This window comes from Vibrio sp. B172a (genome assembly GCF_030248355.1).
In the GTDB taxonomy this organism is placed as follows: Bacteria; Pseudomonadota; Gammaproteobacteria; order Enterobacterales; family Vibrionaceae; genus Vibrio; species Vibrio owensii.
Genome location: NZ_JAHGAC010000007.1, coordinates 272,740 through 298,318 on the forward strand (window position 1 = coordinate 272,740; position 25,579 = coordinate 298,318).

The following is a 25,579-nucleotide window of genomic DNA, read 5'->3' on the forward strand; positions in this document are numbered from 1 at the left end:
TAAGCCGAACAGAAAGAGGGATGGCACCAAATGAGGAACGAACCTGGTGCAAAGACCATTTTCGTCTTGAGGTTAGTTATCGTGGGAGGAGTGAAACGACGGAATGAACCGAGCGAAGCGGTGTGCCGCCCAGCGAGAACGCCCAACTTTATGAGCTAAAGAGAAAACGGGGCGAAAATCAAAAAAACTTCTTATATACAGAGCCCTATGAGCTGAACCGACAATTAAACCCGAGTATTAGCTCAGGACACCATTAATGGGTTCAAGAAAGGCGCAGTCTTGAGTCTAATCGTCTCCGCTGTGATCAACACTAATGAACTGGTGTTTAATGATGATTACGATCTGGTTGATTGGTGTGGAAGCATGGGAAGCGACCTGTTTAAGTCAATGACTGTGTTAGCAGTAAGCACTCTCGCAGTCTCGTTGACAATAGCAATGGGGATCTCGATGCCAATTGTGGCTGGTGTTTTAGTATGGGTTGGAATTGAGATGCTTATTGGTTCAATATGGGATGAATTTGAGGTTGAAGACGCTATCGTGAACGGGTTAAAAAATGCAACCAATTAAGAACAAATACCTACTACTTTTCGGCGCATTGGCCGTATCCTCACTGTACTTCATTTGGCTTTATGTCGTGATGAAAAACCTCTTCGACATAATCTACCTAAGAGCAGCACAACTAGAAGTTAGCTATAACTTTGCGACCATACCAGTGCAGCTATGGATCTTCTCCATATTCATCTTCGGTGGTTTGTTCGTTGCGAGCAACGGGAAGCTAAAGCTACCGAATAGGATTAAACACATCTACATGACTGTTATCCCAGTCGCCAGCCTCGCGATCTCTATCGGCTTGGGAGTAGTGCTGAAGCCAATGCTGATCAAACACTTGACTAACAACGACTATCAGCTAACCGAAACTATTCAAGCATCTAAACCTTGGTATTTCGATAAAGAGGTTTACGAACTAAACATTACCAATATAAGTTCCGCTCATTAAGCCTTTCTGGCTTTGAAGTTTGCAAAAACTTTTCGGGAGGGGATAGGAAGCTCTGATAGTTGCCCCTACCCGTTGTGACTTACTTCTCAGTGACAACAGGTAGGTCTGGTTTGGATGATTAGCTAGGCAACCAGCTCAATCGAGTCCGAACTAATATTTAGCTCAAGATACTCTTGTTCGTTAACAATTGCGGCTTCAATCCATACCGAAGGAATGGATTGGCAAAAATCATCGCCGCCAACTAACTCACGTGAACGTTGTAACCAGAGCTCATCTTCATTCGGATTGCACCCTTCGGCATAAACACGGCTTGCCTCTCGATTAGATAAATCATGCTTACAATCAGCCATACAATATAGGCCTTGATTGTGAACAATAAAGATTTCAGCATCAGGGTTAGAACCACGTGAATGGCGAGGTTGTAGTTTGTACTCAGAGAAAACCTTATCGCAAAGGTTTCTTACGGAAAATCGGGCGATACCCATAACTCTAACTCACAATGAATAGTAACGAATTGATAATATCACAAATGCATATTACCGGAGGTTTATGTCTTAAAAAAATGCAACAACCGTGCACAACCTCGTCAGAATCACTTAACCGCCTATCGTGCCTCCTAGGCAAGCTTAGACAAAACATGTCTAGGTCTCAGTCTAAAAGGAAACTTTCTCAAGTGACCCTATTAATATTCGGGTTGATGTCAAACCAATGATTAGAATATTTGTGCTCCTGAAGGAAAAAATAGCCATTACAAGTTATTCCATAACACCATGAGGAAAGATCCAACCGCTGCTATCCATAGTATTGGATGAGCCTTCATATGCTTTACAAAAAACATTTGATAAGCAAGCCCAACAACCAGTAAAGCCTCAAGCAAGGCCTGACCAGGAAAAATGACAAGCGCGTAAAGTATGCCATAGCCAGGAGCCTGACCGTGGACTCGGCTGTCAGCACTCATCATCATAGATTCTATATACAGCCCAAAGCATATAAACACGATGTGATTCAATATTAATAGCGCTAACAGTACTTTCATTTATCTCTCTGTTAATTGTTCCAAATGACGCCCTACTTAGTAGGGCGTTTAACACTACTCTTCAATTTTCTCAAAAGCGTACTTGTCTTTTATGTTCCGGTTAAAGTATGAGCCGTGAGATGTTGACCAATAGAATGAATCCCAAACTTGAGCGGGAACATTCTGGTAACGGTATCCACCACCATGCTTAAACCTAATATCTAACAACTCGCTAATTTCCGAATAGCCTATATGAGATATCGCCGAAGAACTAGACGGGTTCTGTTCGAAAAGAGGCATAGGATATAAGTTAGTTGTAATTGAGCTTACTCGATTAGCAATAACCGATGCCTGGCCATGTGAATGTAGGTAAGACGCAGCAAGACCGTGACCAGTTGAATCCAATAGATTTTCAACAGCATCATAGTTTGAAGGAACAGCACCGAGAAAATCTCGGACAGCAGCCATTACAATGTCGTTATTGTTAGTAAGCACACCCACTAAGTCAGGGTTATCGTGTCCGAAGTCACCGCCCACTGAACTTGCTGGGCTGGCAATTCCCATCATACCAAGCATTGGGTAATCGGAAAGCTTGATTCCATTTGGATAGGTATACGTATTCACAATCTCATTAACCAAAGCATTTGCGTAGAAGTTACCCTGTGAATGACCAATGAGCACAGTACGAGCACAGTCGCTTAACAGTGACTTCAATCTAATACTCGCGTTTTGAAAATCAACTTCCGATTCAATGGCATGTTCGGGAAGATAACTTAATATCTCAATAAGAACTGGCGTAATAATAGACACTTCTTCCGTTGATAGTTCAGTAATGAAACCACCGAGGATAGATGTTAAAACGATATATTCTGGGCCAGATTTATCAAGATCTTGGTATTTCTGCCTTGCGACCTCATAAAGTTGAGCGATGTGTCCTTCATAACGGTTATAAGAACCTTCAACCGCTCCATTTTTTCTAAACTGAGTGAGATAGCTGTCTTGAAAATCATCTAAATCTTTAACGTTTGAGGCAAATCCACTTGGAGTGGTATACATACCATTCACGTAAAAAAGCTGAAGCTTATCTACGTTACTTTCACACCAGTTACTAGCCTGTGCATTAGGTATAAGCCATAATAAAGGCAATATTGATAGTAGCTTTTTCATCTTTATTCCACCAATGTTAAATTTACACAAGGAGTATCTGACGATTTTATTCCTGAGAGGTCATTAGAAAGCGCATCAAATAGTTTATTTTCTGCATTTCTTTTCTCTAACGCTCGTTCTAAAGTATTAAAATACAACTTTGTTGGTGAATTAAAGCTGGGATCATTTTTCTTTATTTCAATAAAGCACCTATTAAGAGAAATTAAGTTTGAAAATGAATCGCTGGCATACTCTTTTGTTATAACAATATCTTCTTTCAGACTGACTTGTAGCAATGCCTTCCATTCATGGCTTGCAGATATTGCTACATTAACCATTTCTTCATCAGTGTATGATTTTCTAACGGCAAGTTCATAGTCGTCACGGACCCCATTGTCATCTGCGTCACTTCCTTCAATAGTAGAGTTACCATCTTCTGGTTTTGGTGGTTCTTTATCACCAAAATTTATATCTTTTAAATGACGCCAAGCTGATGATGTTTCTGGGTACTCATTCTTATTCCACCAACTAGCTAGATAATAGCTATCATTAATTTCAACTATCTCGCCACCAGTATAAATTACATCACTATTCCAGTCGGTTAAACTTTCCTCATCAATAAAAATCCAACCGTCCCAATTAATATTATTTTCAATCGGCTCTACACCTTTTGTCCAATGAGATGATATATATAAATTTTCATTCCATTCTACGATATCACCTGAACTGTATACTTGATTTTCATTCCACATATCATAAGCGAATATGTTTGGTGAAAGTGATATTGCAAATAACGCTGACGCAAAAATCCCTTGCATTTTCTTCATGAGCTAATCTCTTTAAAAACATTTGTATTTCTTCATCGATGGATGCATAAGTCACATCATCTATAACAAACTAATACTTATTAAGTATTCTTGTAATATCTCCACTATTGTTTAAACTGCATTCTTATTCCACTCATCTTCTGAGCAAGCAAAGGCAGGTATAAAAACAATCAAAATAAACGATACAATTACTATAAGGCCCTTTATCATAAGCTCCCTTTAAAAGTATATTTCAACGTTTTCTTTTGAAGATGAATAACTTACTTCATCAATTTTGACCTCATACTTATTAAGTATTCGAACGGTATCCCCTGAATTGTTTAAAGTTACTCCTGAATTGATTTTATGTAAGAAGGTCTGGTTGGCTTCGAGCGTCATGTGAACTACCTCATTTTTCTTAGAGGCGTCTTGAATAATAATTTTTCCATCAAAACGTTGACCCATATTTTTGATCTTGATTGTTTCATTACCTGAATCCTTACCAATGGGGTTGGGTAGCAACGATTCAATTCTCAAGTCAGGGGTATCACAAGTAGGACAATCAAAGTCTACATAGACTGGGAGATGATCTGAGGCTCGTGTATCGTCATTGCCATCAATACCGACAATATCATCAAACACTCTTGCTTCGGCAGATTGATATAACAGTGATTTTAACTCTGGAGTAACGAGGATCTGGTCATAAAGTGCTTTTTTAACGGGAGTGTCACTTGAATAGTTATCTAGGTTTTCGAGCCTAGAGCCAACGATGGCAGGGTTTACCAACTTAACGATAGAGTCCGTCTTATCAAGGCTCTTTAACCCATACGAGACGTGATCTTTTGACGCTAGCGGTTCAGTTAAGTTAACCAGAAATCCCCCTTTTTCGTTCTCAATACTCATTGGAGTATCGATACCGCTCTCCAATGTATTTAAAGAACGGTCGTCAGGAGTATCATTAAAATCACCCAACAGAGCGACATACAAAGTTGGGGCTTGATAGATAAAATCGACAAGATCTAAAGCGGCACTAGTTCTAGTGGAGTCAGTAATTGCTCGGCCATTGTATCGAGACTTGGCATGGTGGTTTAGAAGGAGAACTTCTTTCCCTTTGTATGTTACGTAGAGCTTTAATACACGCCTTTCATCTACAAAATTGGTATTTGACTTTGGAAAAGCAAAATCTAAGTCTTTATCGGCGTTCTTTGTTTGTCCTGACTCTAACCTATAAATAAGACCTTTTCTTACAGCAAAAGCTAAATTCATATCATCAGTACTGTCATCATCAATGATCACATCCCATTTATCAGCAGGAAAGAATCGTTCTAAGGCATATCTATCTCGAACCTCTTGCAAAGCGACAATATCCGCATTTAGACGTTCTACAACCATTTGATAGTTGATGACACGAGTTTTATTCATGCAAGCCGAAAGGAATTTTGAGTTATATGTCGCAATTCTTAAATTTTCGGTAGCGAGAGAAAGTGGGGAAAAAAACAAAAAGAAAAAAAATAAATATCGCATAATTACTAAGTTGTTTGATTACTTGGATAAAAATTATATGATTTCGATTATTTTGATGAAGGAAACAACAGATAAAAATAGATTGACATCTCATAATATAAACCTAGATAAATATAGTTTATTGTATTTTTTTTGAGGTGATACGCATCTATAAACAACTTATCTTCATAAATATATAATTGAGATAATTATAGATTGTGAATGATACTATTTGTGAGAAATAGGAAAGTTGTTGGTTTGATTTTTTCGTTGCAATATTTCTCTGACGCCTATATCAATCATATTACCATATGATGGAGTCCTATTTAGACGGTGGAGAAAAATGGGGATACCCAATAAATTATAGAAAGTAACTAAGGGTGAAGACACCCTTATTCTTAGAGCCTTTGAGGAGGCAAGACCTAACGTTCGGCCATTTCAATGATACTTAGAACTGCCTTGCGTGTATCTTGCTCAAGCATGCCTTTTGTATCGGCGATAATTAAGCCAGCTATATATACACCCGCAGTTCGCATTTCTTCATTAGCCTCGCTGCTAGACACACCGTCAATAACGATATCTAGAGCAGATAAAACGATGTCTTTTTCTTTATGATTTAGCATATCAACACCCTCGTGAGTCAACTGATCATGAATCACACCTTCTCTACTACCGCTTTATCACGCAGCAATGATTCAAAGGTGTTGAGTGTCTTGTTCGTCAAATCATCCTTTATCTGGACATGTAGCAAACCTAACAATAGAGCTTGCCACTTCAATAGCATCTTGCAACTAAATCAGACCCAAATGCTCCTTTCTTCCTTGTACTAATCTATTGTTGGAATGACCCGACTAGCTCTTCTGTAAATCTGACACCTCCAATCATTCATCGCCACAGTGCAAGTTTTAATGTCGTGCATCAAGATTGAGAACGAAGTTAGCTTTGAACTCCCCCTTAACTAACCATCAACAATATTCAGATAAGCCGCCCACTTCTGAGGGGAGCGAGTGAAGCCAATGACATTTCCCTTCCCACCAGTGGCAACACAAAGATCTTTCTCAGGAGCAGTTATCTGATGTACAGCATAAGGACCACTTTGCCTCAAACCTAAAAGCGATGAAACCGGAAGGATCCGAACATCTTCAGTAAGCTCAATCAATGATTGAATTTCATAGAAATAACGGCGCACAGTTTTTCGACAGAGACGAGCTGTTTTCGCAACGAGCGTGATACTAAGCGATTCCCCCTTATTTAATAGGTATCGACTGGCTTTTAGAACGCGCTTTTTAGTTTTATCACGCCTTACTTGATGTGTTCTCGCCGCAGCTAAGCTTTGCCTTTGCTTAATGTCTAGGTCACTCGGCAGATCCATCACTCCCCGCTTAACATGCGAACAAGCGTAATACTTATCCCAAGTCCATCGAGTAACACTTTTAACCACGGACTCAACTTCGCTATGCCTCAAAGGCGTCTGAGTATCAAACGAATGGTTTTTGTATGCAGCAAAGTAACTGACACGACGTTTGAAATTCTCATAGCTCCCTTCCCTACGCTCAGCTTTTACAATCGAATAGGCGTAGTGGCGAGCATACTCAAATAAAGTGCAATTACGGGAGTGAGACAGGTCATCTAAATTTGTGGGTTCACGCCAATACAAAGCCGCTTCAACTTCTACAGAGTCAGCTAACTCACCAAGCTCATAAACTTGGGAATGAAGCTCTGTTGTTTGCCACCATGGATGAAAAGGCGTCTTAGCCACTGGCCCTGAATACGCAAGATCAGCCTTGAGGCGCAAAGCCATTGCTTGATAAACAGCTTTAAGATATTGGATAGGTTTACTTCTCGCGTTGTCGCTAGTACAAACTGGAACAATCGCATAGTAAAGGTGGGCTTTGTTACTGTGCCGATTTCGGACAATGAGATTAGGAGCTGGTAACCCTTCATCTTGCCAAATGTAAGGATTGGGGATTGCTTGGTCATCATGGTCAATATCAAATACTAACCAAGAGAGCATATCTTTACGATTCACCTGCATATAAGGCCAGCGGACAGCATAATGTCTTGGTCGAACAAGCATTGCGGTTTTATTATCGCTGCATCTAGGCAGATACGGGGCTTCATCGAGCAAACGCTGAAACGAATTGCTCTTTGTTTTCAGAGGGAGCATGGCAACCTGCCTAAAGTTATTTAGTCATGGTTAGGAAGCAATTGATAACCTTCACAGGCATACACTAGCCAACACTATCAATAATCCCGACGCACACAGAGGTAACCTTCGATATTGGAATCAACTGTAGAAACAGGGGTATTATTAATGTTGAAGGGCTCAAGACTTAGAGGGGCTCTTCGCGTGAGGGCACCCTCTAATTTCTATGAGCAAGGAGACATGTCATCCTTTCGTCTCGCTTGCAAATGTCTTAAGAGCTATACCAGCTTGGTTGTGTATATCACGCCAGATCCGAATCAAGTTACTTTGACAGGCCTCCTGCCCTTCCACTTGGTTATCTCGATACTTAGCGATATTTAACGATGCTACGTTCTGAAGGTGGAGTGCTTCATCAACGTTGGAGATTGGTATCTGAACCGTTAGATAACTCATGCCCTGCCCCCCATAGCTTCTAAGCAATATTGTTCAAACTGGAACAACGCTTCATCATCGAAATGACCAAGATCTCTAAGCGCTAGCATTTCCACAAACAAGCTACGATTACTGAAATCCAAATAAGACCAATGATGAAGTTGCGGTGCGCACTTAACATTTCCTGAGCGATACCAACTGACAAATGAATGAGAGAAGAATATACGAGCGCGCTCTCCATCCATCGCGTCACGTATTTCAGCCAAAATGTCTGGTTGAGGACGATGTACCTCGGGAGGAGACAGTTTCTTTGCAATAGCCTCAAGGTATTGCAGTATTGTTTGCTGCTCTTCCATACTGCTTTGCCTAAAGCGTTTTTGTATCTGCTCTATTGACTGATTCAATAAAAATAGTTCTAAACTTTCCATACTAACCTCCAAGTCATAGCCACTAAGTGCGTATGTGAAAAACATCCAATTGAATAACTCAACCTAAAGCAGTAATAGCTTCACGAGCCGCCATTTCATGCATGGCAACCATGTTGATCAGAGGCTTATCACGAGGTTTGTCTTTAGGTTTGATGATGACGCGACCTTCGGTCACGAACTGGCGGATAGTTCCCATCGGCAGTCCAGTGATGCGAGAGTATTCTTCGTAAGTCACATAAGGACTTAGGGGTGGTATCTTGTAAGTTAACATGGTGATATCCTTATATTTATGTCTATCTTCATCGGTTGTCTCTAGCTTTGGTCGGCATGACAATCGAAACACACAAGAATTATTGATCGTCATTTGCGAACTTTCAACAAAAAATGACAGTTTAATTCGAAAATGAGAACTTAAAAGTCATGAGCATTCGTAAAATAGAACCTTTTGATTATTTAAAAGGCACTGATTTCACAGAAAATTTGAAGCGTCTTACACGATGTAAAAACTTTCAAGAAATGGCGTTCGTATATGACGTACCAAAAAGTACATTCAGTACTTGGAATACTCATAATCGAACATCTCATGAACTCATGGTCAGAGCCCATCTAGCTTTGGGGATTCCTATGGAAGAGTTGGCATTAAAACCAGAAGACCGATTAAGAGCCCGTTCTATGACAAAAAGTACTGTCGATGAAATAGAGACTACTACTTCACCTCAACACAACTCAGTACAGATCAAAAGCTATTGCTTAACCAATGGAGAGCTTTTAGATGCTGGTGAACTACCCTACGCTATCCGCAGACTTAACAGCTTTAATCTCAATAGTGACGCAACAATTGAAATTGAAACTAACGAAGCCCTGTATCTCATCGACAAAGACTCTACGAACCCTACCTCAGGCAAATATTTGATAGACATTGATGGAACTTTATCGATCAACCATATCCAGCGCTTGCCGGGCAAAAAACTAGCGGTCGTGTTTGGTGATTCGACGGTTGAAGTCTCAGAAAAAAATATAAAAGTAATTGGTCGTGTAGCGGTGGCGTTGGAGAAGAAGTAATTGGCACAAGGAAATTGGTCTGAGAAAGAGTTATCCGAAACAATTGATGCCTATCTAAAAATGCTTAATAACGATCAAGCTGGCATTCCTTATATAAAGAACAAGTACTACCAAAATCTTGCAGATAAATTTGGGCGCACACCTAAAGCTTTCGGCAGAAGAATGTCAAACATCACCCACATTATGATGTTGATGGACCTGCCCGTCCTTGCGGGCTTGGCCCCCTTAACAAATGTAGGTCCACAACAGGCCCCCATTATCGAACGCTTAATTTCCGAAAAACTCAAGCGACCGTATATCGGTGTCGGTTTAGCAGATGCGGAGATGCAATCCATAGTTAAAGCCAGAAGAATACCTAAGAAACCCACTGGTGATGAAAACCCAAACTTTGTTGAGACCACAACAAAAACATACAAACGCTCTGGTAAAGTTAAAGGTTGGGTTATTCGGCGCGCTGACGGCAACTGCGAACTATGTGGTGATGATGCGCCTTTTAAAAAAGAGGATGGCACTCCATTCTTAGAGGTGCATCATTTAACTCGCTTAAAAGATGGTGGTCCTGATATAGTGGAAAACTGTGCAGCACTCTGCCCTAACTGCCACAGAAAATTACATTATAGCTCAGGGCGACATGTCTTAACTGAAAAGCTTAGAGATAAGATCGCAGAAAAACAAAGCGGCTATTAACCGCTTATTATAGATGCTTGCCAAGATGCATTAATGCTATATATTTAGTTTCGTTGATGAGTGGAAGCCCAAAATATGCTCGATTATAAAAACCGCTCTGCAACTTCCTACCATTATTATCAAAGTTTACTTTAAGGTGATACTCGCAGTTTAAGTTTTTATGTACAGAAACATTTCCATCTAAGGTCTCTATACTAAAATCTTTCTTCAATGCCGACTTATTACTCCCTTGAACGGTACAGTCCATAGTACGACCCGAAATACCAGTTTCAGTCTTAATAATATTTAAGTCTGGCCCATAGTGTCCTTGAGAAGTTAACTTTGGAAAAGCATTATGTAGCGCTTCTAAAGTCCTTGCAAACTCGACAGAGTATAATTTGAAATTCCCCGATTTAACAGTTGCTAGAGTTGAATGAAAGTCTTTATGATAAGATATATTGCTATACATCAATTTAGCCCGTTCAGAAAAGGAGCGCTCGTTAATTGGATAGTCGCCTAGATTTTTATAATTCAACGAATATAAGGTCGACGGACAATCCACAACTAAGTCTGCATGCACGCCAGGGATCAACTTACCCTGCCCATAATAGCTAATAAACTCACCATTCCAAGCTATTCCATACCCAGAAGAGCTTATTACCACATCAGTACACGCCCCTTTCTTTTTACCCCGAGTTAACTCGTTCAACTCTTTTATCATTTCAGTATAAAGAGGGTTATTATAATTAGAAACTTCGTAAATTATATCATCAAAACTTTCCCCACCAAGATCGTACGTTAGGAAATCCTGACAGAACTCTAATTTATTGTACTTAGGAATAGCATCTATAAATGAGCCTAAGTCATCAAGTGCGGAAAGGTATTCTTTATAGGAGTTAGAACCACTAAGGTTAAAAGAATATCCCGTCACGAAAACATTATTGACGTTCACGACTGTCCCCTTCACTACTTCTTTTCTTCCTCCTCGGCATCTCCGTAATGTTCTCCCCAAGCATTATAGATCTAACGTCTAATGCTTGCTGATCGAAAAAGCCTACAGGCCAATGTGGCAACTCACCATCTTCTGATACCGATAACTCCTCGACTTTACTTTCACCATCCCCAGCAGTCACAAAAAATATTCTTGCTAGCTCGTCAGGAAACCTTTCATCTAGCCGAGTCGCGACACGAATACCATTAATAATGTGGTCACTGTGCGTTTCTAGAATTACTTGTACACCAGCTAGAGCAGTAAGCGCAATTAACCGCCCCAAATAACTTTGTCCTCTAGGATGTAAATGAGCTTCTGGATTTTCAATAATCACCAGGCCGCCAGGTCGAGCCATTACTAAAGAAAGAACTACGGGAAGAGCATAACTCAAACCAAACCCAACATTTGTTGCCCTATAAGTATGATTATCAAATACAAATTGATTCGTTGAGATATTAGCATGTGTTATGGAGTCAGATTTTACAAAAGTCCCAGGAGATATCTCTCCCATCCACGCTGTAAAGTTATCAATGACTAATCTTGATGTGATTTTATCATGTATTCTCGGGTCACCTTCGTCCAGAGATTTTGATGACTCCAACAAGTTAGTTAAGACTTGAGCTGTGTATTCACCATGGATACCCAACCAACTTTTTGAACGACGTTGATTTGAATATGGGTAATTATCGCGCGGTCCCCAACGTTCAGCACATAAAAAGTTAAAGTTGTTCTTATATTTCTCTTTAACTTCATTTGCTATTGAACTGGCTAATTCTAAATCCATTGATTCAGAAAAAGATAGTAAGTTTACACTTTTCTCACCCTCTGATAATGGGTCTCGCTCATACCCCCAAGATAAACAGTTACCATCTATTATAGCTCTAACTAGTAAGGAATCTGTATCAGCATCAATATTATGTACTTCTTTATACCCGACCAATTTAATAAAGTCGCCATCAAGTCTCAATGAGGAAGAAAAATCATTTTGTATCAGCAATAGTATTGACTGTATAACAGTACTCTTCCCAACTGAGTTATTCCCACAAAAAACCGACAAATTACTCATATTGAATGAAGCATCTTTATAACATTTAAAGTTTGTCAATTTGATATGCTCAATCATATTATTTACCAATTAATTTTTGTTAAAATTTTCCAATATAGGTTCTGGTTTAAATTGCATACCTGGGATATCGTTTATCATTTCAACGACACTTCTAAACCTATATAAAACTGTAATTCTTTTACTTGTTGAGTTAGTTATTGAATATTCTAACCCTCGGTCATTCCAGTTACGATTGTTTGATTCCCATAGAGAGGTTTTTTCATTGTTTTTAATCGCTTCAAACAAACGTTTTTTAAAGAGGCGAGCGTTATCTACATTAACCATAGTTTCTCTTTCTGCATCGGTCATCATTGCGAAAAGAGAAACTAACGTTTCGAATAACACCTTATTGATTCTACCACCAGGCTCTTTTTTATACGCGTCATCACCAAATATTAACGATAATGAATCTAGCGATGAGACTAACCTAACCATCAAAACAGAATAAATCGGATCCGCACTTTCAATTCTTGAATTTATAGGATATTTATACTTATTCAAAGTTTTCATTGCATGGCTTAAAAAGTCATCATTTGTACTATAAGTATACTTTTCGTATCCAAAAATAAGAAATGCAACAGCCCTCAATACATATTCAAGATCAAGCATCCTATTGGAACTAATACTAGCTGGAATTGCATTGAGGAATTCATCTGAATCCGCAACATATTTTAAAAATCGGTTAGTTGGCCCCTGATAAAGAGCTGACCGAATCTCCTGTGGACTCAACGTCTTCCCATAGGTATTTATCCTATGGAATATTTCTCTTATCATTGCATCACTATCATTAGACATCGGTATTAAATGCCCAAATAGTTGATACTCTCTAATTTTTCGTTGTTCTTTTCTAGGTAACTCATTAAACTTTAGTTCATTATAGTCTTTAAGACGCTTTAACCCTTTTAGTTCGTACTCCCCTCTCATATAACCGATCAATGCCGTTGTTCGCTGTAAACCATCAATAACAACCCATATATAATCTGCATCAACATCTGGATCTGTATTTTCTTTTTCAGCAAAATAAAGCACTGGTATTGGTAATCCCAAAAGTACTGACTCAATTAGACGTGATTTATCAGGAACAGGCCATACTCTATCCCCTCTCTGAAACTCTGGTTGTAAATCAATTTCATTGTACTTTACCCGATCAAACAACAAAGATACGGTTGGACTCACTTGATTGATTCTAGACATTTCAAAGTGCGTAAGAACTGAGTCATCATCAGTGCTATCATCATCATCACCAGTGTTATTGTCTTCATCTCCAGTATCGTTCTCTTGATCAGCATTATTATAGCCTTGCTCATTATTCCCATGACTATGGTTTTCGAAAGATTGGCTTTCTGATATATTTGACAAGTCCAATGTCACAATTGATTCAGATAATTTAACTTCTAGCTCTTGCAATTCACTCAATATATCTGAAATAGTTTCTACATCACCTTCACCTGGGTATTTAGTGAAGATGTTAGATAGTTTATCTTTTAATAGAACAATCTGTTTATTATGTAGAGAGTAGAATTGAGATATGTCAAAATCTCTATACCTATCAATTCTTCTCTTTAATTCTCTCGTTTCAGAGTTTGATAACTCTTTTAAGCTTCCAATATTATGAGTATTAGATTCTCTTAAATAGAGATGTTTCTTTTTCTCGTATTTAAAGTGTTCAACACATGGAAAATTGGCAAAAATTGTTTCAGGTTGATGACGACTCGAACCGGCTCCATTTAGCGCTTGCTCTACGCTAGCATAACCTTTTTGATTTAATACATTTAGAATTTTTCTTAGTTCAGAGAAAGGACGAGTACGCTTGCGTGTACTAGTAGTTTTATCGACAGTATAACGACTATTCTCACGGTCAACTTCAAGGATAACTAATGATTCATTCGAATCATTTATTGGTTGTAGATTCAAACCAATCATCTGTTCTAGATAATCTAAAACGTCTTCAAACTTCATACAAACTCGCCAACTATCAAAGTATTGATTATGTAGGCTATATTAGCATGGCTCGCCAGTAAATGTAGAGTAACATGGTTAGACGTTGTGAAACGTATAAAAAAAGGAGCTATTGAGCCCCTTTCATTTAAAGCGTTTTGAGATAAGTTCGAATAGTTTTCGCCAAAGATTCTGAAGCCAAATAAGGAACACCATTACCAATAGTTTTGAACATATCCGACAAAGTCATTGTCGGGGGCAACTGAAAGTCTTTCGGCAAGGACTGGATAGCCAAAGCTTCTGCTGCACTCAACCTTCTTGATTTATAAGGGTGTAAATGAACCTCGTTGTTACCATAGGCTGCCGTTGGTGAATACCTAAACCGATGCAATCGTTTGAAAGACTTTTTACTATCATCACCTTCTTGGATCGTTTTGAACTTGTCTGAATAAGGTTTGAAATGATGTTTACTATTCGGATGCTTACTTACTTCATTTTTCTTAAACCAATGCTCAACTGTCAGCTCACCAAACTGTGTAAGATGTTCGGGCATCTTGCGCCTAGAGTTCTCTTTGTATTCGGATACTTGAGGCCAAACTGATTTATCGAGAACTGTTGCTTTAGCGAACTTAACTTCACGCTCCCAGTGAAAGTCCTCCTCTAGTTGCTCATCAGACAACTTTGGATCAACATGCTTTCGGTGTATCCCAAACATCAAAATACGGTCTCGGTCTTGAGGAACACCAAACTCAATACAGTTAGTCAATCTATCCGTAAGAACATAATCAGCTTCTTGAAGCTTCACCTTCATCTCTTCGTAAAACGCCCTGTGTTTGACCGTTCTCCAAAGACCCTTTACGTTTTCAAACAAAAAGAAATCTGGTTGATTCTTAATGATTGAATCAATGTAAACACGGGTTAGCACACCGTTGTCGCCATCAGAGCCTTTGTTTTTACCTGCAACAGAGAAATCAGGACATGGCGGTCCACCAATGAAACCTGTCAGTGCTTCTTTTTTTGCTTTTGCTACCAGTACAGTTAAATGATCGGCCTCTTCACCTGTTACGAGATCATCTATTGAGCCATGGTAGTAACCATATTTTGGCTCAGGAATGCCCATTTGTTCTCTAGAGTACTTATATGCATCCAGAAAGGGCTTATGGAATTCGTTGATAAAGCGGACGTCAAAGCCGGAGCGTTCGAAACCCAAATCTAAAAATCCACTTCCAGAAAAAAATGAGAAAATTATTGGTCGTTGTTGAGATGACAAAAGAGAGCCTTTCTAATTGTTAGTTCTATCGGTAGGTACTACCCAACGCGCCATAATACAACATCACGGCAGGAGCTAAAATAGGATTCTACTTCAGATAGACGGTATCGCGACTTTTTCAAAGTTGCTAGATAAAATGTTGAACTATAGCTTAGCACACTTATACTGTTTTTATATACAGCATAAATACTAACAAGCTATGTCCATTAGAAATTTAAAAGACGGCAACAAAAAACCTTGGCTTTGTGAATGCTATCCACAAGGCCGAAGCGGTAAACGTATCAGAAAACGATTTGCTACCAAAGGTGAAGCCAATGCTTTCGAGCTCCACATCATGAAAGAGGTGGATGATAAACCTTGGCTTGGAGCAAAGCCAGATCACCGCCGTCTTTCTGACTTAGTTACACTTTGGTTTATGTTGCATGGCAAGAATCTAAAATCCGGTGACCATTCTCGCTTGCGTTTAGAAATCATGGTTGCCGATCTCGATAATCCAATCGCTGCTCATCTGAATTCACAACAACTGGCATTATACAGAGCCAACCGTTCGAACAAAGGGAGAGGCAAACAACACAAGGAATTGTCGATCGCATCGAGTAATACTGATTTTGGCTTGTTGAAATCGGTGTTCAACAAGTTGATAAAGCTTGGTGAGTGGAAACTACCTAATCCGGTGAACGGTATTGATGCCATCAAAAAGCCACAAACTGAATTGGCGTTCTTGTCCGATAAGGAAATTCAGCATTTATTCAAAGTAGCAAGGCAAAGCCCAGTTGGTGACGAGATAATTAAGATATACAAGATTTGTTTATCAACCGGTGCGCGTGTCAGGGAAGCGATATTTCTAAAAGGCTCCAACTTAACAAAGTACCGAATCACGTATAGCAACACCAAAGGAAAACGCAACCGAACGGTACCCATTTCGGAAGACTTATATAACCAAATTTATCAGCCAACCAATGACCGCCTTTTCACTTGCAGTTACAGAGTTGTATATAAATGGCTTAGGGTAGCATTGCCACACTTACCGGAAGGTCAAGCAACTCACGTTCTACGCCATACCTTTGCAAGTCACTTTATGTCAAATGGCGGCAACATACTTGTTCTAAAGGAAATCCTCGGTCACAAGATGATTGACCACACTATGATTTACGCCCATTTCTCACCAAGCCATTTGAGTGATGCGGTGCGCTTCAACCCTCTCGTAAACCTCAATATCTAGCCGCCACAAATGGCGACAAGATGGCGACAGTCGTCATTAAACATCGGTATTTATCGGCATTCATCAGAACGGGATATTTTTCAAACACTTGAAATAGCAAGGGATTACTAGGTTTTGCGAGGGTTATAGAAAGAATAGAACATAATAAAGCTTCAAGTTCATTCCACTAACCTAAAAAAGAAAAAGGAGCCAATGCGGCTCCTTTGTATTCTATCGCCAAATGTGAGTATTTACGAATTACTCAGCGTCACCTTCAACGCGTGCTGCCGCTTCTTTGATAAGAGGCTGAAGCTCACCTTTCTGGAACATTTCCAAAATGATGTCACAACCACCGATCAGTTCGCCTTCAACCCATAGTTGTGGGAATGTAGGCCATTGAGCGTATTTAGGTAGTTCAGCACGAATGTCTGGGTTTTGTAGGATGTCTACGTAAGCGAACTTCTCGCCACATGCCATTAGCGCTTGTGCTGCTTGAGAAGAGAAACCACAGCTAGGCAGTTTCGGTGATCCTTTCATGTACAGCAAGATTGTGTTTTCAGAGATCTGCTGTTTGATTTTATCGATAGTTTCCATCGCTTCCTCATTCATGGATGTGAACTTTAATTATTGCCACATTTTACTCAATAAACACAGAATAAAAACCATATAATTAGTAAGTCTTTATTGGTTTTATCTTAAAATATTTTCATATCGGGGTTTTAATAAAGTAAAAACTTGCTAAAATACTTTTCAAGTCAGTCGTAAAGACTACATATAAATAAAAACACTGGAAGCAATCGAAAGGTAACCCTTTCATATCTATGGAGAATTGAGCAATGGCATTTGAACTACCAGCTCTACCTTACGCGAAAGACGCACTAGAACCACACATCTCTGCAGAGACTCTAGATTTCCACCACGGTAAGCACCACAACACTTACGTTGTTAAGCTAAACGGTCTTATCCCTGGTACTGAGTTTGAAGGCAAAACACTAGAAGAGATCATCAAGACTTCAACTGGTGGCGTATTCAACAACGCAGCACAGATCTGGAACCACACGTTCTACTGGCACTGTCTAGCGCCAAACGCAGGCGGCGAACCAACAGGTGCAGTTGCTGACGCGATCAACGCAGCGTTCGGTTCTTTCGAAGAATTCAAAGCAAAATTCACTGATTCAGCAATCAACAACTTCGGTTCTTCATGGACTTGGCTAGTTAAGAAAGCTGACGGTTCTCTAGAGATCGTTAATACGTCTAACGCAGCGACTCCTCTAACAGAAGAAGGTACTACTCCACTTCTAACTGTTGACCTATGGGAACACGCTTACTACATCGATTACCGCAACGTACGTCCTGATTACATGAACGGCTTCTGGGCTCTTGTAAACTGGGACTTCGTAGCAGAGAACCTAGCGAAGTAATTTACTTCCCCCTAAGTTCAATTTAGTCATATTTAAAAGCTCGCACTATTGCGGGCTTTTTTATTGCCCCTAAAACCAGTTTATTCAATTAATCCCCCTCTTTTTCCTAAAGTTCTTTCCGTTGTTGCCGTTAAAAGTGCATCAAGCGAGGAACATCATGCAAATCCATACTTTAGACAAAGCAGCAATCATCAACGAACTTCAGTTCGGCAATGGTATTAACCATGCCGTACACGAAGGTCGTCGCGCTGATTTCTCGCTGATTCTGTCTATGTTCTCGAATGATGTTCGCGATGTGGTTCCGGTTGAAGAAGTCCAAGAAGTACTCACGAGTGATGACATTCTTCGCCAACAGTTCGGTTTATCTCAACCTCAAGCGCTTCGTTCTGATAGCAGCAGCTACGAACTTGCAGCTGAGCAAGCAAAACAGTTCCATGATGCAGGACTGCCCTCCGCAAAACTGAGCCACTACTTAAAACCAGATGCACTGACCTACCTTCCTGAAGATACTTTCAATCTACCAGAAGAGGTTTATCACAACCTATCTGGTCATGAGCGCCGTAGTTTGGGCGAACGCAACAAGCAATTGATCCCTGAAGCTGGGTTGTATAATCAACTCGTGACAGCTCAACGTCAGTACCAAATTCAAACGCAAGCTTAGAGATCAGCTTTTTCTCCAACGGCTTACATTCTCGACACGTCAGAAATGTGACGCCTTACAAATTCCAAAACAATTGTTGTTGCTCGAAAGCGTTAGTTTGAAGCTTTTCACACTGAGCTCAAATAAATTCGTCCATGCTATTAGCACAAACCACTGATGTATTCTTTAACACAAGAAATTACAGTGAAGGTGCTATGGATATCAAAGAATCAATAATTCTCGTCACGTCTGCAGGCTCTGTCTTAGGCAGGACTTGCTCTAACCACTTCGCCCATCTTGGTGCGACGTTGGTACTCTGTGACCAGAACCCTAGTGCCTTAAAGGCAAGCTACGAACAAATCAGTGCCTTCTCCGACAAGGTCTATGCGATGAATGTGTGCAGTGACAACACCACATCCATTAATCTGTTGTTTGACCAAATCGAATCACAATTAGGGGCGACTCCAGACGTTATCGTAAATTGCTGGACGAGCTCACCAATGCCGAGCTTAATGGCGCCAGAGCCAATGAGCACCTATATCGACCACCTTTCCTCGGCGGCACGATTCCTCTATACCTATGGCCAAGTGAGTGCAGAGCGCTTCCGCTCAAGAGAAAAGAAAGGCGTTATCGTCAACGTTATCTCACACGATAATCATGAAGATCTGACGGGCGTAGAAAGCATGGCAGCTTTGGTATCCGGTTTTACTCATAGCTGGGCAAAAGAACTGACACCATTCAATATTCGCGTTGGCGGTGTGATTCCTTCAGTTAATCACACCAGTGAAGATCTAGACGAAAGGCACTGGGCACAGATCCAAGATGAGTTAGTTAGAAACACAGCCTACATTGTGGCTAATGAATACTTTAGCGGCCGCGTCGTCACTACTGAAGTCTAATCCTGCCTCGACCTAAGACCACCTTTCGCCCGTAAAGCGGAATAAATTAAGAAACAAAAAAAGCCCCAGTCTCTCGACTGGGGCTTTGCTTTTTCCCGATTGTAGGTTTCGTGCTAGCGAAAACCTATCTCATAACTAACGTGTTACTTATGCGTTAGCTTTTTCTTTCTTTGCTTTCGCTGCTGGCTTAGCTACTTGGTCTGCTTTCTTCTTGATTACAGTAGTACCTTCGAAAGTTTCACCTTCAACGAATGCTTTACCGTAGTAAGAAGCCATTAGCACTTCTTTCAGCTCAGTGATTAGAGGGTAACGTGGGTTAGCACCTGTACACTGGTCATCGAACGCTTCAACAGCTAGCTCGTCTAGTTTCGCTACGAAGTCAGCTTCAGAAACACCTGCAGCTTGGATAGACATTGGGATGTCTAGGTCGCCTTTCAGCTCGTCCAACCATGCTAGTAGACGTTCAATCTTCTGAGCAGTACGGTCACCTTCTTGGCTTAGGCCTAGGTGGTCAGCAACTTCAGCGTAACGACGACGTGCTTGTGGACGGTCGTATTGAGAGAACGCAGTTTGTTTAGTTGGGTTGTCGTTCGCGTTGTAACGTACAACGTTCGAGATTAGTAGTGCGTTCGCTAGACCGTGAGGTAGGTGGAACTCAGCACCAATCTTGTGCGCCATAGAGTGACAAACACCTAGGAATGCGTTCGCAAACGCGATACCAGCGATAGTTGCCGCGTTGTGTACTTTCTCACGAGCGATTGGGTCGTTTGCACCGTTCGCGTAGCTTGAAGGTAGGTACTCTTTAAGCATCTTAAGTGCTTGTAGAGCTTGACCGTCTGAGTACTCGTTCGCAAGAACAGATACGTAAGCTTCTAGAGCGTGAGTTACTGCATCGTAACCACCGAATGCTGTTAGAGACTTAGGCATGTTCATTACTAGGTTAGCATCAACGATAGCCATGTTTGGCGTGATTTCGTAGTCAGCTAGTGGGTACTTAGCACCAGTCTTGTCGTCTGTAACAACGGCGAATGGAGTAACTTCTGAACCAGTACCTGAAGTTGTAGTGATACATACAAGCTCAGCTTTCTTACCCATTTTAGGGAACTTGTAGATACGTTTACGGATGTCCATAAAGCGCATTGCTAGTTCAGCGAAGTGAGTTTCTGGGTGCTCGTACATTACCCACATGATCTTCGCAGCATCCATTGGTGAACCACCACCTAGAGCTAGGATTACGTCAGGTTGGAAGCTCTTCATTGCTTCTGCACCTTTCTCAACAACAGATAGTGTTGGATCCGCTTCTACGTCGAAGAATGTTTGAACTTCGATGCCTTGCTCTTTAAGCAGTTTAACTACTTCGTCAGCGTAACCGTTGTTGAATAGGAAACGGTCAGTTACTAGGAATGCGCGTTTCTTACCTTCTAGGTCGCTCATTGCGATTGGAAGGCTACCACGACGGAAGTAGATAGACTTAGGTAGTTTGTGCCACAACATGTTTTCAGCTCGCTTAGCTACAGTTTTCTTGTTGATAAGGTGCTTAGGACCTACGTTCTCAGAGATAGAGTTACCACCCCAAGAACCACAACCTAGAGTTAGAGAAGGTGCTACGTTGAAGTTGTAAAGGTCACCGATACCACCGTGAGTAGTCGGGATGTTTACAAGGATACGTGCAGTCTTCATCTTGTCACCGAAGTAACGGATGCGGTCTGCGTTAACGTCTTGGTTAGTGTATAGGCCAGATGTGTGACCGATACCACCGATTTCAACCATTGTTACCGCTTGAGCAACTGCGTCTTCGAAGTCGTCAGCACGGAATAGACCTAGAGTTGGAGATAGTTTCTCGTGAGCGAACTCATCATCGTAAGAAACTTTACCTAGACCTTCACCTACAAGTACTTTTGTATCAGCAGGAACTTTAACGCCAGCCATTTCAGCGATTGCTGGAGCAGGTTGACCTACGATTTTCGCGTTTAGTGCGCCGTCGATAAGAAGTACTTTACGTACTTTATCAGCGTCAGCTTTAGATAGAACGTGAGCTTTGTGAGAAGCGAAACGCTCTTTCACTTCGTCGTATACTTCACCAACTACGATTGCAGCTTGCTCAGAAGCACATACTACGCCGTTATCGAAAGTCTTAGACATAAGGATAGAAGCAACAGCACGTTTGATGTCAGCTGTTTCATCGATAACTACAGGAACGTTACCTGCACCTACACCGATTGCTGGCTTACCAGAAGAGTAAGCTGCTTTAACCATGCCTGGACCACCAGTTGCTAGGATAAGAGCGATACCGTCGTGCTTCATAAGAGCGTTAGAAAGCTCTACAGATGGTTGGTCGATCCAACCGATGATGTCTTTTGGAGCACCCGCTGCTACTGCTGCGTCTAGAACTAGTTTAGCTGCATCGTTAGTAGAGTTCTTCGCACGTGGGTGTGGCGAGAAGATGATGCCGTTACGAGTTTTTAGAGAAATTAGAGATTTGAAGATTGCAGTAGAAGTTGGGTTAGTCGTTGGAACGATACCACAGATGATACCTACAGGCTCTGCGATAGTCATCGTGCCTAGGTTGTCATCTTCTTCCAAGATGCCACATGTTTTTTCGTCTTTGTATTTGTTGTAGATGAATTCTGAAGCGAAGTGGTTTTTGATTACCTTATCTTCAACAATACCCATTCCAGATTCAGCAACTGCTTGTTGTGCTAGTGGAATACGAGCATGGTTAGCTGCAAGAGAAGCTGCGCGGAAGATTGCATCTACTTTCTCTTGAGAAAATGTTGCGAACTCTTCTTGTGCTGCTTTAACGCGTGCTACTAGAGCATCTAGTTCAGCTAAGTTAGTTACAGGCATGGTGGATCTCCTAAAATAATAAATATTAAAAACTTTTTAGTAAGGCTATTGTCTTTCGTTTCTACTGTTTATCAGCGACTTAACTAACAACCATCTTAGTAAATTGCTTTCAGGGCTGAGTATAATATTTCAGAGTGTGAAAAAAATTGACTTGGATCAGTTCTCACAACTGAAATACCCCCAAAGTAGTGGTTTACCACAACAAAACGACTTAAATCATTGATAAACAAATAAATTAAACTTCATTTTTAATTGAGCAAAAAAGAAGCAAACGAACTAAAAACTAAAAGAAACAACAATAATCTGTAAAAAAGTTTCATTTTTAGCCAACAAAATTACATGTGGACCCTAATTTTTGTGCTACTGAGAGTATATCGAATGCGTCATATCTCTCTACAAACCACCTTTCTTTTTGTGAAAAATGTGCGAATGTTAACGTTTGTGTAAAACAGTTCAGGTTGCCACCAATCTTCTACGTAACAATTCGTTTCCAGATTGCATACATTTTCTTCAATAATTAGTTTTTCTCACAAATACTAGGCCAAATACGTTAGTTTTTTTCATTTCTTCCGACCGCACTTTTGCCTTACATTACCGCCTAAAATTACCCCCTCTCTTTTTCACTATTGTGAACGTTTACGAGTAAGCAACATGCAGACTTTAGAGTTAGCTATTTTCCTACAGTTTTTCTTAGGTTTGGTCGCAGCAGTGAACCCTGTTGGTATCATGCCTGTGTTCGTATCACTGACTGGTCATATGACACCAGAAGAGAAAAGCAAAACCGCCACGACAGCCAATGTCGCGGTTGCGGTCATTTTGATCATTTCTCTTTTGGCTGGTCAGTTGTTGCTAGATATGTTCAGCATTTCTCTGGATTCGTTCCGTGTTGCTGGCGGTTTGCTACTTCTTAGTATCGCGTTCTCGATGATGAGCGGTAAGTTGGGTGAAGATAAGCAGAACAAACAAGAGAAATCAGAATACGTTAGCCGTGAACAAATCGGCGTAGTACCGCTGGCGATGCCATTAATGGCAGGCCCAGGTGCCATCAGTTCAACCATTGTTTATGGTGCACGTTACCCAAGCGCACTTGATACCGTTGGTATTAGTGTCACCATCATGCTGTTCTGTTTCTGCTCTTGGTTGCTATTCCGTTCTGCTCCTCTGATCGTACGCTTCCTTGGCCAGACAGGTATCAACGTGATCACGCGTATTATGGGCCTGATCCTTGGCGCATTAGGTATTGAGTTCATTGCTAACGGCCTAAGAAACCTATTCCCTGGTTTAGCCTAACTTTCCCAACTTCTGGTATGATGTTGCAATCCGTTTCATTTTAACGCTGACAGTGCAACATCATGCCTCGCAAGTCTCTTAAGCATCATTTATACGTCATCATTTTCGGCACGCACACTCGTGCTGGGCGCATTTTCGATATCGCGCTGATTATTGCGATCATCACTTCTCTTGTGGTTCTCATCTTAGAGTCCTTACCATCTGTGATGACAGAATGGTCACGAGAACTGCGTTATATTGAATACACTTTTACTGCCCTATTCACAGTTGAGTACTTATTAAGGCTTTACTGTTCTCCCAAGCCTAAGTCTTACGCCACCAGCTTTTATGGTGTAGTCGATTTGTTGGCTATTTTGCCAACGTATCTGGCGATCTTCTTCCCTGGCGCATCGTTTATGGGTGTCGTGCGATTGCTGCGTGTCATGCGCATCTTCCGAATCCTAAAACTTGTACGCTACCTGCAAGATTCCAACATCTTGTTGCGATCTCTGTTAATGGCGCGTCGTAAGATTCTTATCTTCTTCAGTACTGTGGGTATTCTGGTCACCATTTTTGGAGCGCTGATCTTCGTTATTGAAGGCCCACACAATGGTTTTACGAGTATTCCGAAAAGCATCTACTGGGCGATTGTGACGATCACTACCGTGGGCTACGGTGACATGGTGCCGCAAACGCATCTCGGGAAAGCGATCGCGTCATTAACCATGTTGCTTGGTTATTCGATACTGGCGGTTCCCACTGGCATTATTACCGCAGAATTGAGTAATGAGATGAATGCACATAAAGAACTAGTAAAATGCCCGAACTGTAACCGCTCCGGCCATGATTCTGATGCGATGCATTGTAAGCATTGTGGTAGTGAGTTAGCGGATCCTGATAATCGCGTCGTGAGTGCAGACGAAGAGGATTAAAATCGGGAATCGGGAATCGGGAATCGGGAATCGGGAATCGGGAATCGGGAATCGGCGATATTTTGTCTTTCTGGGGATAGATTCTGCAACACGTTTTAGAATGTAGTTTCTTTCACTTACCTTCTAACGTAACGCTTCCGGTTATTGGAGCGCTGCATTCTGAACGCCCTTGTATTCTAACTCCACGATCAAAAAAGCCGATGACTTCACATCGGCTTCTACATAACTTTTGGCCCTCAAGAAACAAACATTTCCTATGGGTAAGGCCTATTCTCGACTTAACAACCGTCAGTGAACACTTCCACCTTGTATTCATCACCCGGCTCCATTGCCGCGGTGTACTTCACGTAGCATTGCGTATCTTCAATCGCTTTGTTGTACGCGCTTTCGTCATCAGGATCAGCGTCAATATATTCAGATCGAGTCACTATCCAAGTATCAGGATTGCTTACTGATCCATGGTTATGCGCCCCCCATACCCACTCTTTTGTAAGATCGTGATATCCAGACTCGATATCTAGGAAGTTTTCCATCCCTTCCCTTTGAACAGCCGGATAACCATATTGGACAGAGCCGTAACCTTCAACACTGTAAGACTCTTCATGTTCCATTCCTTCTACAGCAGTTTTGCCAAAAGCCATCTCCGCAGCATTATGAACGGAGCCACCTAGTCCCTTAATGACAGCTTCTCTAGCATCATGTTGAAGATTTAAAAACTTAGGTGCGGCAACAACGGCTAGAATGCCGAGAATTACGATGACAACCACTAACTCTATGAGAGTAAAACCTTTTGTATTCTGTTTCATTACCGCACTCCAATTGATTAAATTCGCGGCAACGTTATGCAACAAAAGTCAGCTTACTG

General features: G+C 41.0%; 26 protein-coding genes. 10 read left to right on the forward strand and 16 right to left on the reverse strand.

Features of this window, described 5'->3' with window-relative positions; all coding sequences use genetic code 11:
- Positions 1–279 precede the first annotated feature (279 nt).
- Together KIT90_RS09240 and KIT90_RS09245 are read left to right on the forward strand one after the other, a co-directional pair.
- Positions 280–567: a hypothetical protein gene (locus tag KIT90_RS09240; RefSeq protein ID WP_052437581.1), complete on the forward strand. Its 288-nt coding sequence runs from the start codon at positions 280–282 to the stop codon at positions 565–567.
- A complete protein-coding gene (locus KIT90_RS09245; RefSeq protein WP_285376399.1) occupies positions 554–997 on the forward strand; it encodes a hypothetical protein in 444 nt (147 codons plus the stop codon). The genes KIT90_RS09240 and KIT90_RS09245 overlap by 14 nt, the downstream gene beginning before the upstream one ends.
- Positions 998–1,119: 122 nt before the next feature.
- On the opposite strand, the gene KIT90_RS09250 is transcribed toward KIT90_RS09245, so the two are convergent.
- The 9 genes from KIT90_RS09250 to KIT90_RS09295 form a co-directional block, all read right to left on the reverse strand.
- Positions 1,120–1,482 carry a DUF3085 domain-containing protein gene (locus tag KIT90_RS09250; RefSeq protein ID WP_054824035.1) on the reverse strand — a complete coding sequence of 121 codons (363 nt, stop codon included), beginning with the start codon at positions 1,480–1,482 and terminating at the stop codon, positions 1,120–1,122.
- A 263-nt stretch (positions 1,483–1,745) separates the two neighbouring features.
- Complete coding sequence (locus KIT90_RS09255; protein ID WP_285376402.1) at positions 1,746–2,033, reverse strand: hypothetical protein; 288 nt, start codon at positions 2,031–2,033, stop codon at positions 1,746–1,748.
- A 54-nt stretch (positions 2,034–2,087) separates the two neighbouring features.
- The gene (locus tag KIT90_RS09260; protein ID WP_285376404.1) at positions 2,088–3,179 is read right to left on the reverse strand and encodes a KTSC domain-containing protein; all 1,092 of its coding nucleotides are present in this window, start codon (positions 3,177–3,179) and stop codon (positions 2,088–2,090) included.
- A 2-nt stretch (positions 3,180–3,181) separates the two neighbouring features.
- On the reverse strand, positions 3,182–3,985 hold the full coding sequence (locus KIT90_RS09265) for a hypothetical protein (RefSeq protein ID WP_285376406.1): 804 nt from the start codon (positions 3,983–3,985) through the stop codon (positions 3,182–3,184).
- Positions 3,986–4,204: 219 nt separating this feature from the next.
- Positions 4,205–5,386, reverse strand: coding sequence for an endonuclease/exonuclease/phosphatase family protein (locus KIT90_RS09270; RefSeq protein WP_285376407.1), 1,182 nt, complete (start codon positions 5,384–5,386; stop codon positions 4,205–4,207).
- A gap of 503 nt (positions 5,387–5,889) precedes the next feature.
- Positions 5,890–6,090, reverse strand: a complete 201-nt coding sequence (locus KIT90_RS09275) for a hypothetical protein (RefSeq protein WP_038890153.1) — start codon at positions 6,088–6,090, stop codon at positions 5,890–5,892.
- Between the two features lie 335 nt (positions 6,091–6,425).
- Positions 6,426–7,634: a replication initiation protein gene (locus tag KIT90_RS09280; RefSeq protein WP_285376408.1), complete on the reverse strand. Its 1,209-nt coding sequence runs from the start codon at positions 7,632–7,634 to the stop codon at positions 6,426–6,428.
- A gap of 428 nt (positions 7,635–8,062) precedes the next feature.
- A complete protein-coding gene (locus KIT90_RS09290; RefSeq protein ID WP_285376412.1) occupies positions 8,063–8,473 on the reverse strand; it encodes a hypothetical protein in 411 nt (136 codons plus the stop codon).
- 58 nt (positions 8,474–8,531) lie between these two features.
- Positions 8,532–8,744 carry a hypothetical protein gene (locus tag KIT90_RS09295; protein WP_005430833.1) on the reverse strand — a complete coding sequence of 71 codons (213 nt, stop codon included), beginning with the start codon at positions 8,742–8,744 and terminating at the stop codon, positions 8,532–8,534.
- A gap of 149 nt (positions 8,745–8,893) precedes the next feature.
- Here KIT90_RS09295 and KIT90_RS09300 point away from each other — a divergent pair, with 149 nt between their 5' ends.
- A complete protein-coding gene (locus KIT90_RS09300; protein WP_285376414.1) occupies positions 8,894–9,535 on the forward strand; it encodes a phage repressor protein CI in 642 nt (213 codons plus the stop codon).
- The gene (locus KIT90_RS09305) at positions 9,536–10,222 is read left to right on the forward strand and encodes an HNH endonuclease signature motif containing protein (RefSeq protein ID WP_285376415.1); all 687 of its coding nucleotides are present in this window, start codon (positions 9,536–9,538) and stop codon (positions 10,220–10,222) included.
- A 7-nt stretch (positions 10,223–10,229) separates the two neighbouring features.
- Here KIT90_RS09305 and KIT90_RS09310 read toward each other — a convergent pair whose 3' ends face one another.
- The 4 genes from KIT90_RS09310 to KIT90_RS09325 form a co-directional block, all read right to left on the reverse strand.
- Entirely contained in the window at positions 10,230–11,153 is a 924-nt protein-coding gene (locus KIT90_RS09310) for a hypothetical protein (RefSeq protein ID WP_285376416.1), read from the reverse strand.
- Positions 11,140–12,315, reverse strand: a complete 1,176-nt coding sequence (locus KIT90_RS09315; protein WP_285376418.1) for a DUF3696 domain-containing protein — start codon at positions 12,313–12,315, stop codon at positions 11,140–11,142. The genes KIT90_RS09310 and KIT90_RS09315 overlap by 14 nt, the downstream gene beginning before the upstream one ends.
- 12 nt (positions 12,316–12,327) lie before the next feature.
- A complete protein-coding gene (locus KIT90_RS09320; protein WP_285376419.1) occupies positions 12,328–14,256 on the reverse strand; it encodes a DUF262 domain-containing protein in 1,929 nt (642 codons plus the stop codon).
- Between the two features lie 127 nt (positions 14,257–14,383).
- Positions 14,384–15,505, reverse strand: coding sequence for a DNA cytosine methyltransferase (locus KIT90_RS09325; RefSeq protein WP_285376421.1), 1,122 nt, complete (start codon positions 15,503–15,505; stop codon positions 14,384–14,386).
- Between the two features lie 199 nt (positions 15,506–15,704).
- On the opposite strand from KIT90_RS09325, the gene KIT90_RS09330 reads away from it, so the two are divergent.
- Positions 15,705–16,727 carry a tyrosine-type recombinase/integrase gene (locus KIT90_RS09330; RefSeq protein WP_285376423.1) on the forward strand — a complete coding sequence of 341 codons (1,023 nt, stop codon included), beginning with the start codon at positions 15,705–15,707 and terminating at the stop codon, positions 16,725–16,727.
- Between the two features lie 237 nt (positions 16,728–16,964).
- On the opposite strand, the gene KIT90_RS09335 is transcribed toward KIT90_RS09330, so the two are convergent.
- On the reverse strand, positions 16,965–17,300 hold the full coding sequence (locus KIT90_RS09335) for a Grx4 family monothiol glutaredoxin (protein ID WP_009707292.1): 336 nt from the start codon (positions 17,298–17,300) through the stop codon (positions 16,965–16,967).
- 242 nt (positions 17,301–17,542) lie between these two features.
- Between KIT90_RS09335 and sodB the strand changes: the two genes are divergently transcribed.
- From sodB to KIT90_RS09350, 3 genes are all read left to right on the forward strand, one after another.
- Complete coding sequence (sodB, locus tag KIT90_RS09340) at positions 17,543–18,127, forward strand: superoxide dismutase [Fe] (RefSeq protein WP_005439697.1); 585 nt, start codon at positions 17,543–17,545, stop codon at positions 18,125–18,127.
- 157 nt (positions 18,128–18,284) lie between these two features.
- On the forward strand, positions 18,285–18,788 hold the full coding sequence (locus tag KIT90_RS09345; RefSeq protein ID WP_005439698.1) for a VC2046/SO_2500 family protein: 504 nt from the start codon (positions 18,285–18,287) through the stop codon (positions 18,786–18,788).
- Positions 18,789–18,922: 134 nt separating this feature from the next.
- The gene (locus KIT90_RS09350; RefSeq protein ID WP_020196362.1) at positions 18,923–19,666 is read left to right on the forward strand and encodes an SDR family oxidoreductase; all 744 of its coding nucleotides are present in this window, start codon (positions 18,923–18,925) and stop codon (positions 19,664–19,666) included.
- Positions 19,667–19,813: 147 nt separating this feature from the next.
- Here KIT90_RS09350 and adhE read toward each other — a convergent pair whose 3' ends face one another.
- Entirely contained in the window at positions 19,814–22,513 is a 2,700-nt protein-coding gene (adhE, locus tag KIT90_RS09355; protein WP_020196361.1) for a bifunctional acetaldehyde-CoA/alcohol dehydrogenase, read from the reverse strand.
- Positions 22,514–23,164: 651 nt separating this feature from the next.
- Here adhE and KIT90_RS09360 point away from each other — a divergent pair.
- Complete coding sequence (locus KIT90_RS09360; protein ID WP_285376427.1) at positions 23,165–23,803, forward strand: YchE family NAAT transporter; 639 nt, start codon at positions 23,165–23,167, stop codon at positions 23,801–23,803.
- A 62-nt stretch (positions 23,804–23,865) separates the two neighbouring features.
- The gene (locus KIT90_RS09365; protein WP_005439706.1) at positions 23,866–24,714 is read left to right on the forward strand and encodes an ion transporter; all 849 of its coding nucleotides are present in this window, start codon (positions 23,866–23,868) and stop codon (positions 24,712–24,714) included.
- Positions 24,715–24,992: 278 nt separating this feature from the next.
- Here KIT90_RS09365 and KIT90_RS09370 read toward each other — a convergent pair whose 3' ends face one another.
- Positions 24,993–25,520, reverse strand: coding sequence for a type II secretion system protein (locus KIT90_RS09370; protein ID WP_054824460.1), 528 nt, complete (start codon positions 25,518–25,520; stop codon positions 24,993–24,995).
- Positions 25,521–25,579 lie beyond the last annotated feature (59 nt).

Bases quoted from the DNA above. Each gene is read 5' to 3' on its own strand.
- KIT90_RS09275 (WP_038890153.1), bottom strand. From the start codon at position 6,090: ATGCTAAATCATAAAGAAAAAGACATCGTTTTATCTGCTCTAGATATC.
- KIT90_RS09295 (WP_005430833.1), bottom strand. From the start codon at position 8,744: ATGTTAACTTACAAGATACCACCCCTAAGTCCTTATGTGACTTACGAA.
- KIT90_RS09250 (WP_054824035.1), bottom strand. From the start codon at position 1,482: ATGGGTATCGCCCGATTTTCCGTAAGAAACCTTTGCGATAAGGTTTTC.
- KIT90_RS09360 (WP_285376427.1), top strand. From the start codon at position 23,165: ATGCAGACTTTAGAGTTAGCTATTTTCCTACAGTTTTTCTTAGGTTTG.
- KIT90_RS09290 (WP_285376412.1), bottom strand. From the start codon at position 8,473: ATGGAAAGTTTAGAACTATTTTTATTGAATCAGTCAATAGAGCAGATA.
- KIT90_RS09315 (WP_285376418.1), bottom strand. From the start codon at position 12,315: ATGATTGAGCATATCAAATTGACAAACTTTAAATGTTATAAAGATGCT.
- KIT90_RS09270 (WP_285376407.1), bottom strand. From the start codon at position 5,386: ATGAATAAAACTCGTGTCATCAACTATCAAATGGTTGTAGAACGTCTA.
- sodB (WP_005439697.1), top strand. From the start codon at position 17,543: ATGGCATTTGAACTACCAGCTCTACCTTACGCGAAAGACGCACTAGAA.
- KIT90_RS09245 (WP_285376399.1), top strand. From the start codon at position 554: ATGCAACCAATTAAGAACAAATACCTACTACTTTTCGGCGCATTGGCC.
- KIT90_RS09255 (WP_285376402.1), bottom strand. From the start codon at position 2,033: ATGAAAGTACTGTTAGCGCTATTAATATTGAATCACATCGTGTTTATA.
- KIT90_RS09265 (WP_285376406.1), bottom strand. From the start codon at position 3,985: ATGAAGAAAATGCAAGGGATTTTTGCGTCAGCGTTATTTGCAATATCA.
- adhE (WP_020196361.1), bottom strand. From the start codon at position 22,513: ATGCCTGTAACTAACTTAGCTGAACTAGATGCTCTAGTAGCACGCGTT.
- KIT90_RS09345 (WP_005439698.1), top strand. From the start codon at position 18,285: ATGCAAATCCATACTTTAGACAAAGCAGCAATCATCAACGAACTTCAG.
- KIT90_RS09335 (WP_009707292.1), bottom strand. From the start codon at position 17,300: ATGGAAACTATCGATAAAATCAAACAGCAGATCTCTGAAAACACAATC.
- KIT90_RS09370 (WP_054824460.1), bottom strand. From the start codon at position 25,520: ATGAAACAGAATACAAAAGGTTTTACTCTCATAGAGTTAGTGGTTGTC.
- KIT90_RS09330 (WP_285376423.1), top strand. From the start codon at position 15,705: ATGTCCATTAGAAATTTAAAAGACGGCAACAAAAAACCTTGGCTTTGT.
- KIT90_RS09365 (WP_005439706.1), top strand. From the start codon at position 23,866: ATGCCTCGCAAGTCTCTTAAGCATCATTTATACGTCATCATTTTCGGC.
- KIT90_RS09260 (WP_285376404.1), bottom strand. From the start codon at position 3,179: ATGAAAAAGCTACTATCAATATTGCCTTTATTATGGCTTATACCTAAT.
- KIT90_RS09350 (WP_020196362.1), top strand. From the start codon at position 18,923: ATGCTATTAGCACAAACCACTGATGTATTCTTTAACACAAGAAATTAC.
- KIT90_RS09320 (WP_285376419.1), bottom strand. From the start codon at position 14,256: ATGAAGTTTGAAGACGTTTTAGATTATCTAGAACAGATGATTGGTTTG.
- KIT90_RS09280 (WP_285376408.1), bottom strand. From the start codon at position 7,634: ATGCTCCCTCTGAAAACAAAGAGCAATTCGTTTCAGCGTTTGCTCGAT.
- KIT90_RS09300 (WP_285376414.1), top strand. From the start codon at position 8,894: ATGAGCATTCGTAAAATAGAACCTTTTGATTATTTAAAAGGCACTGAT.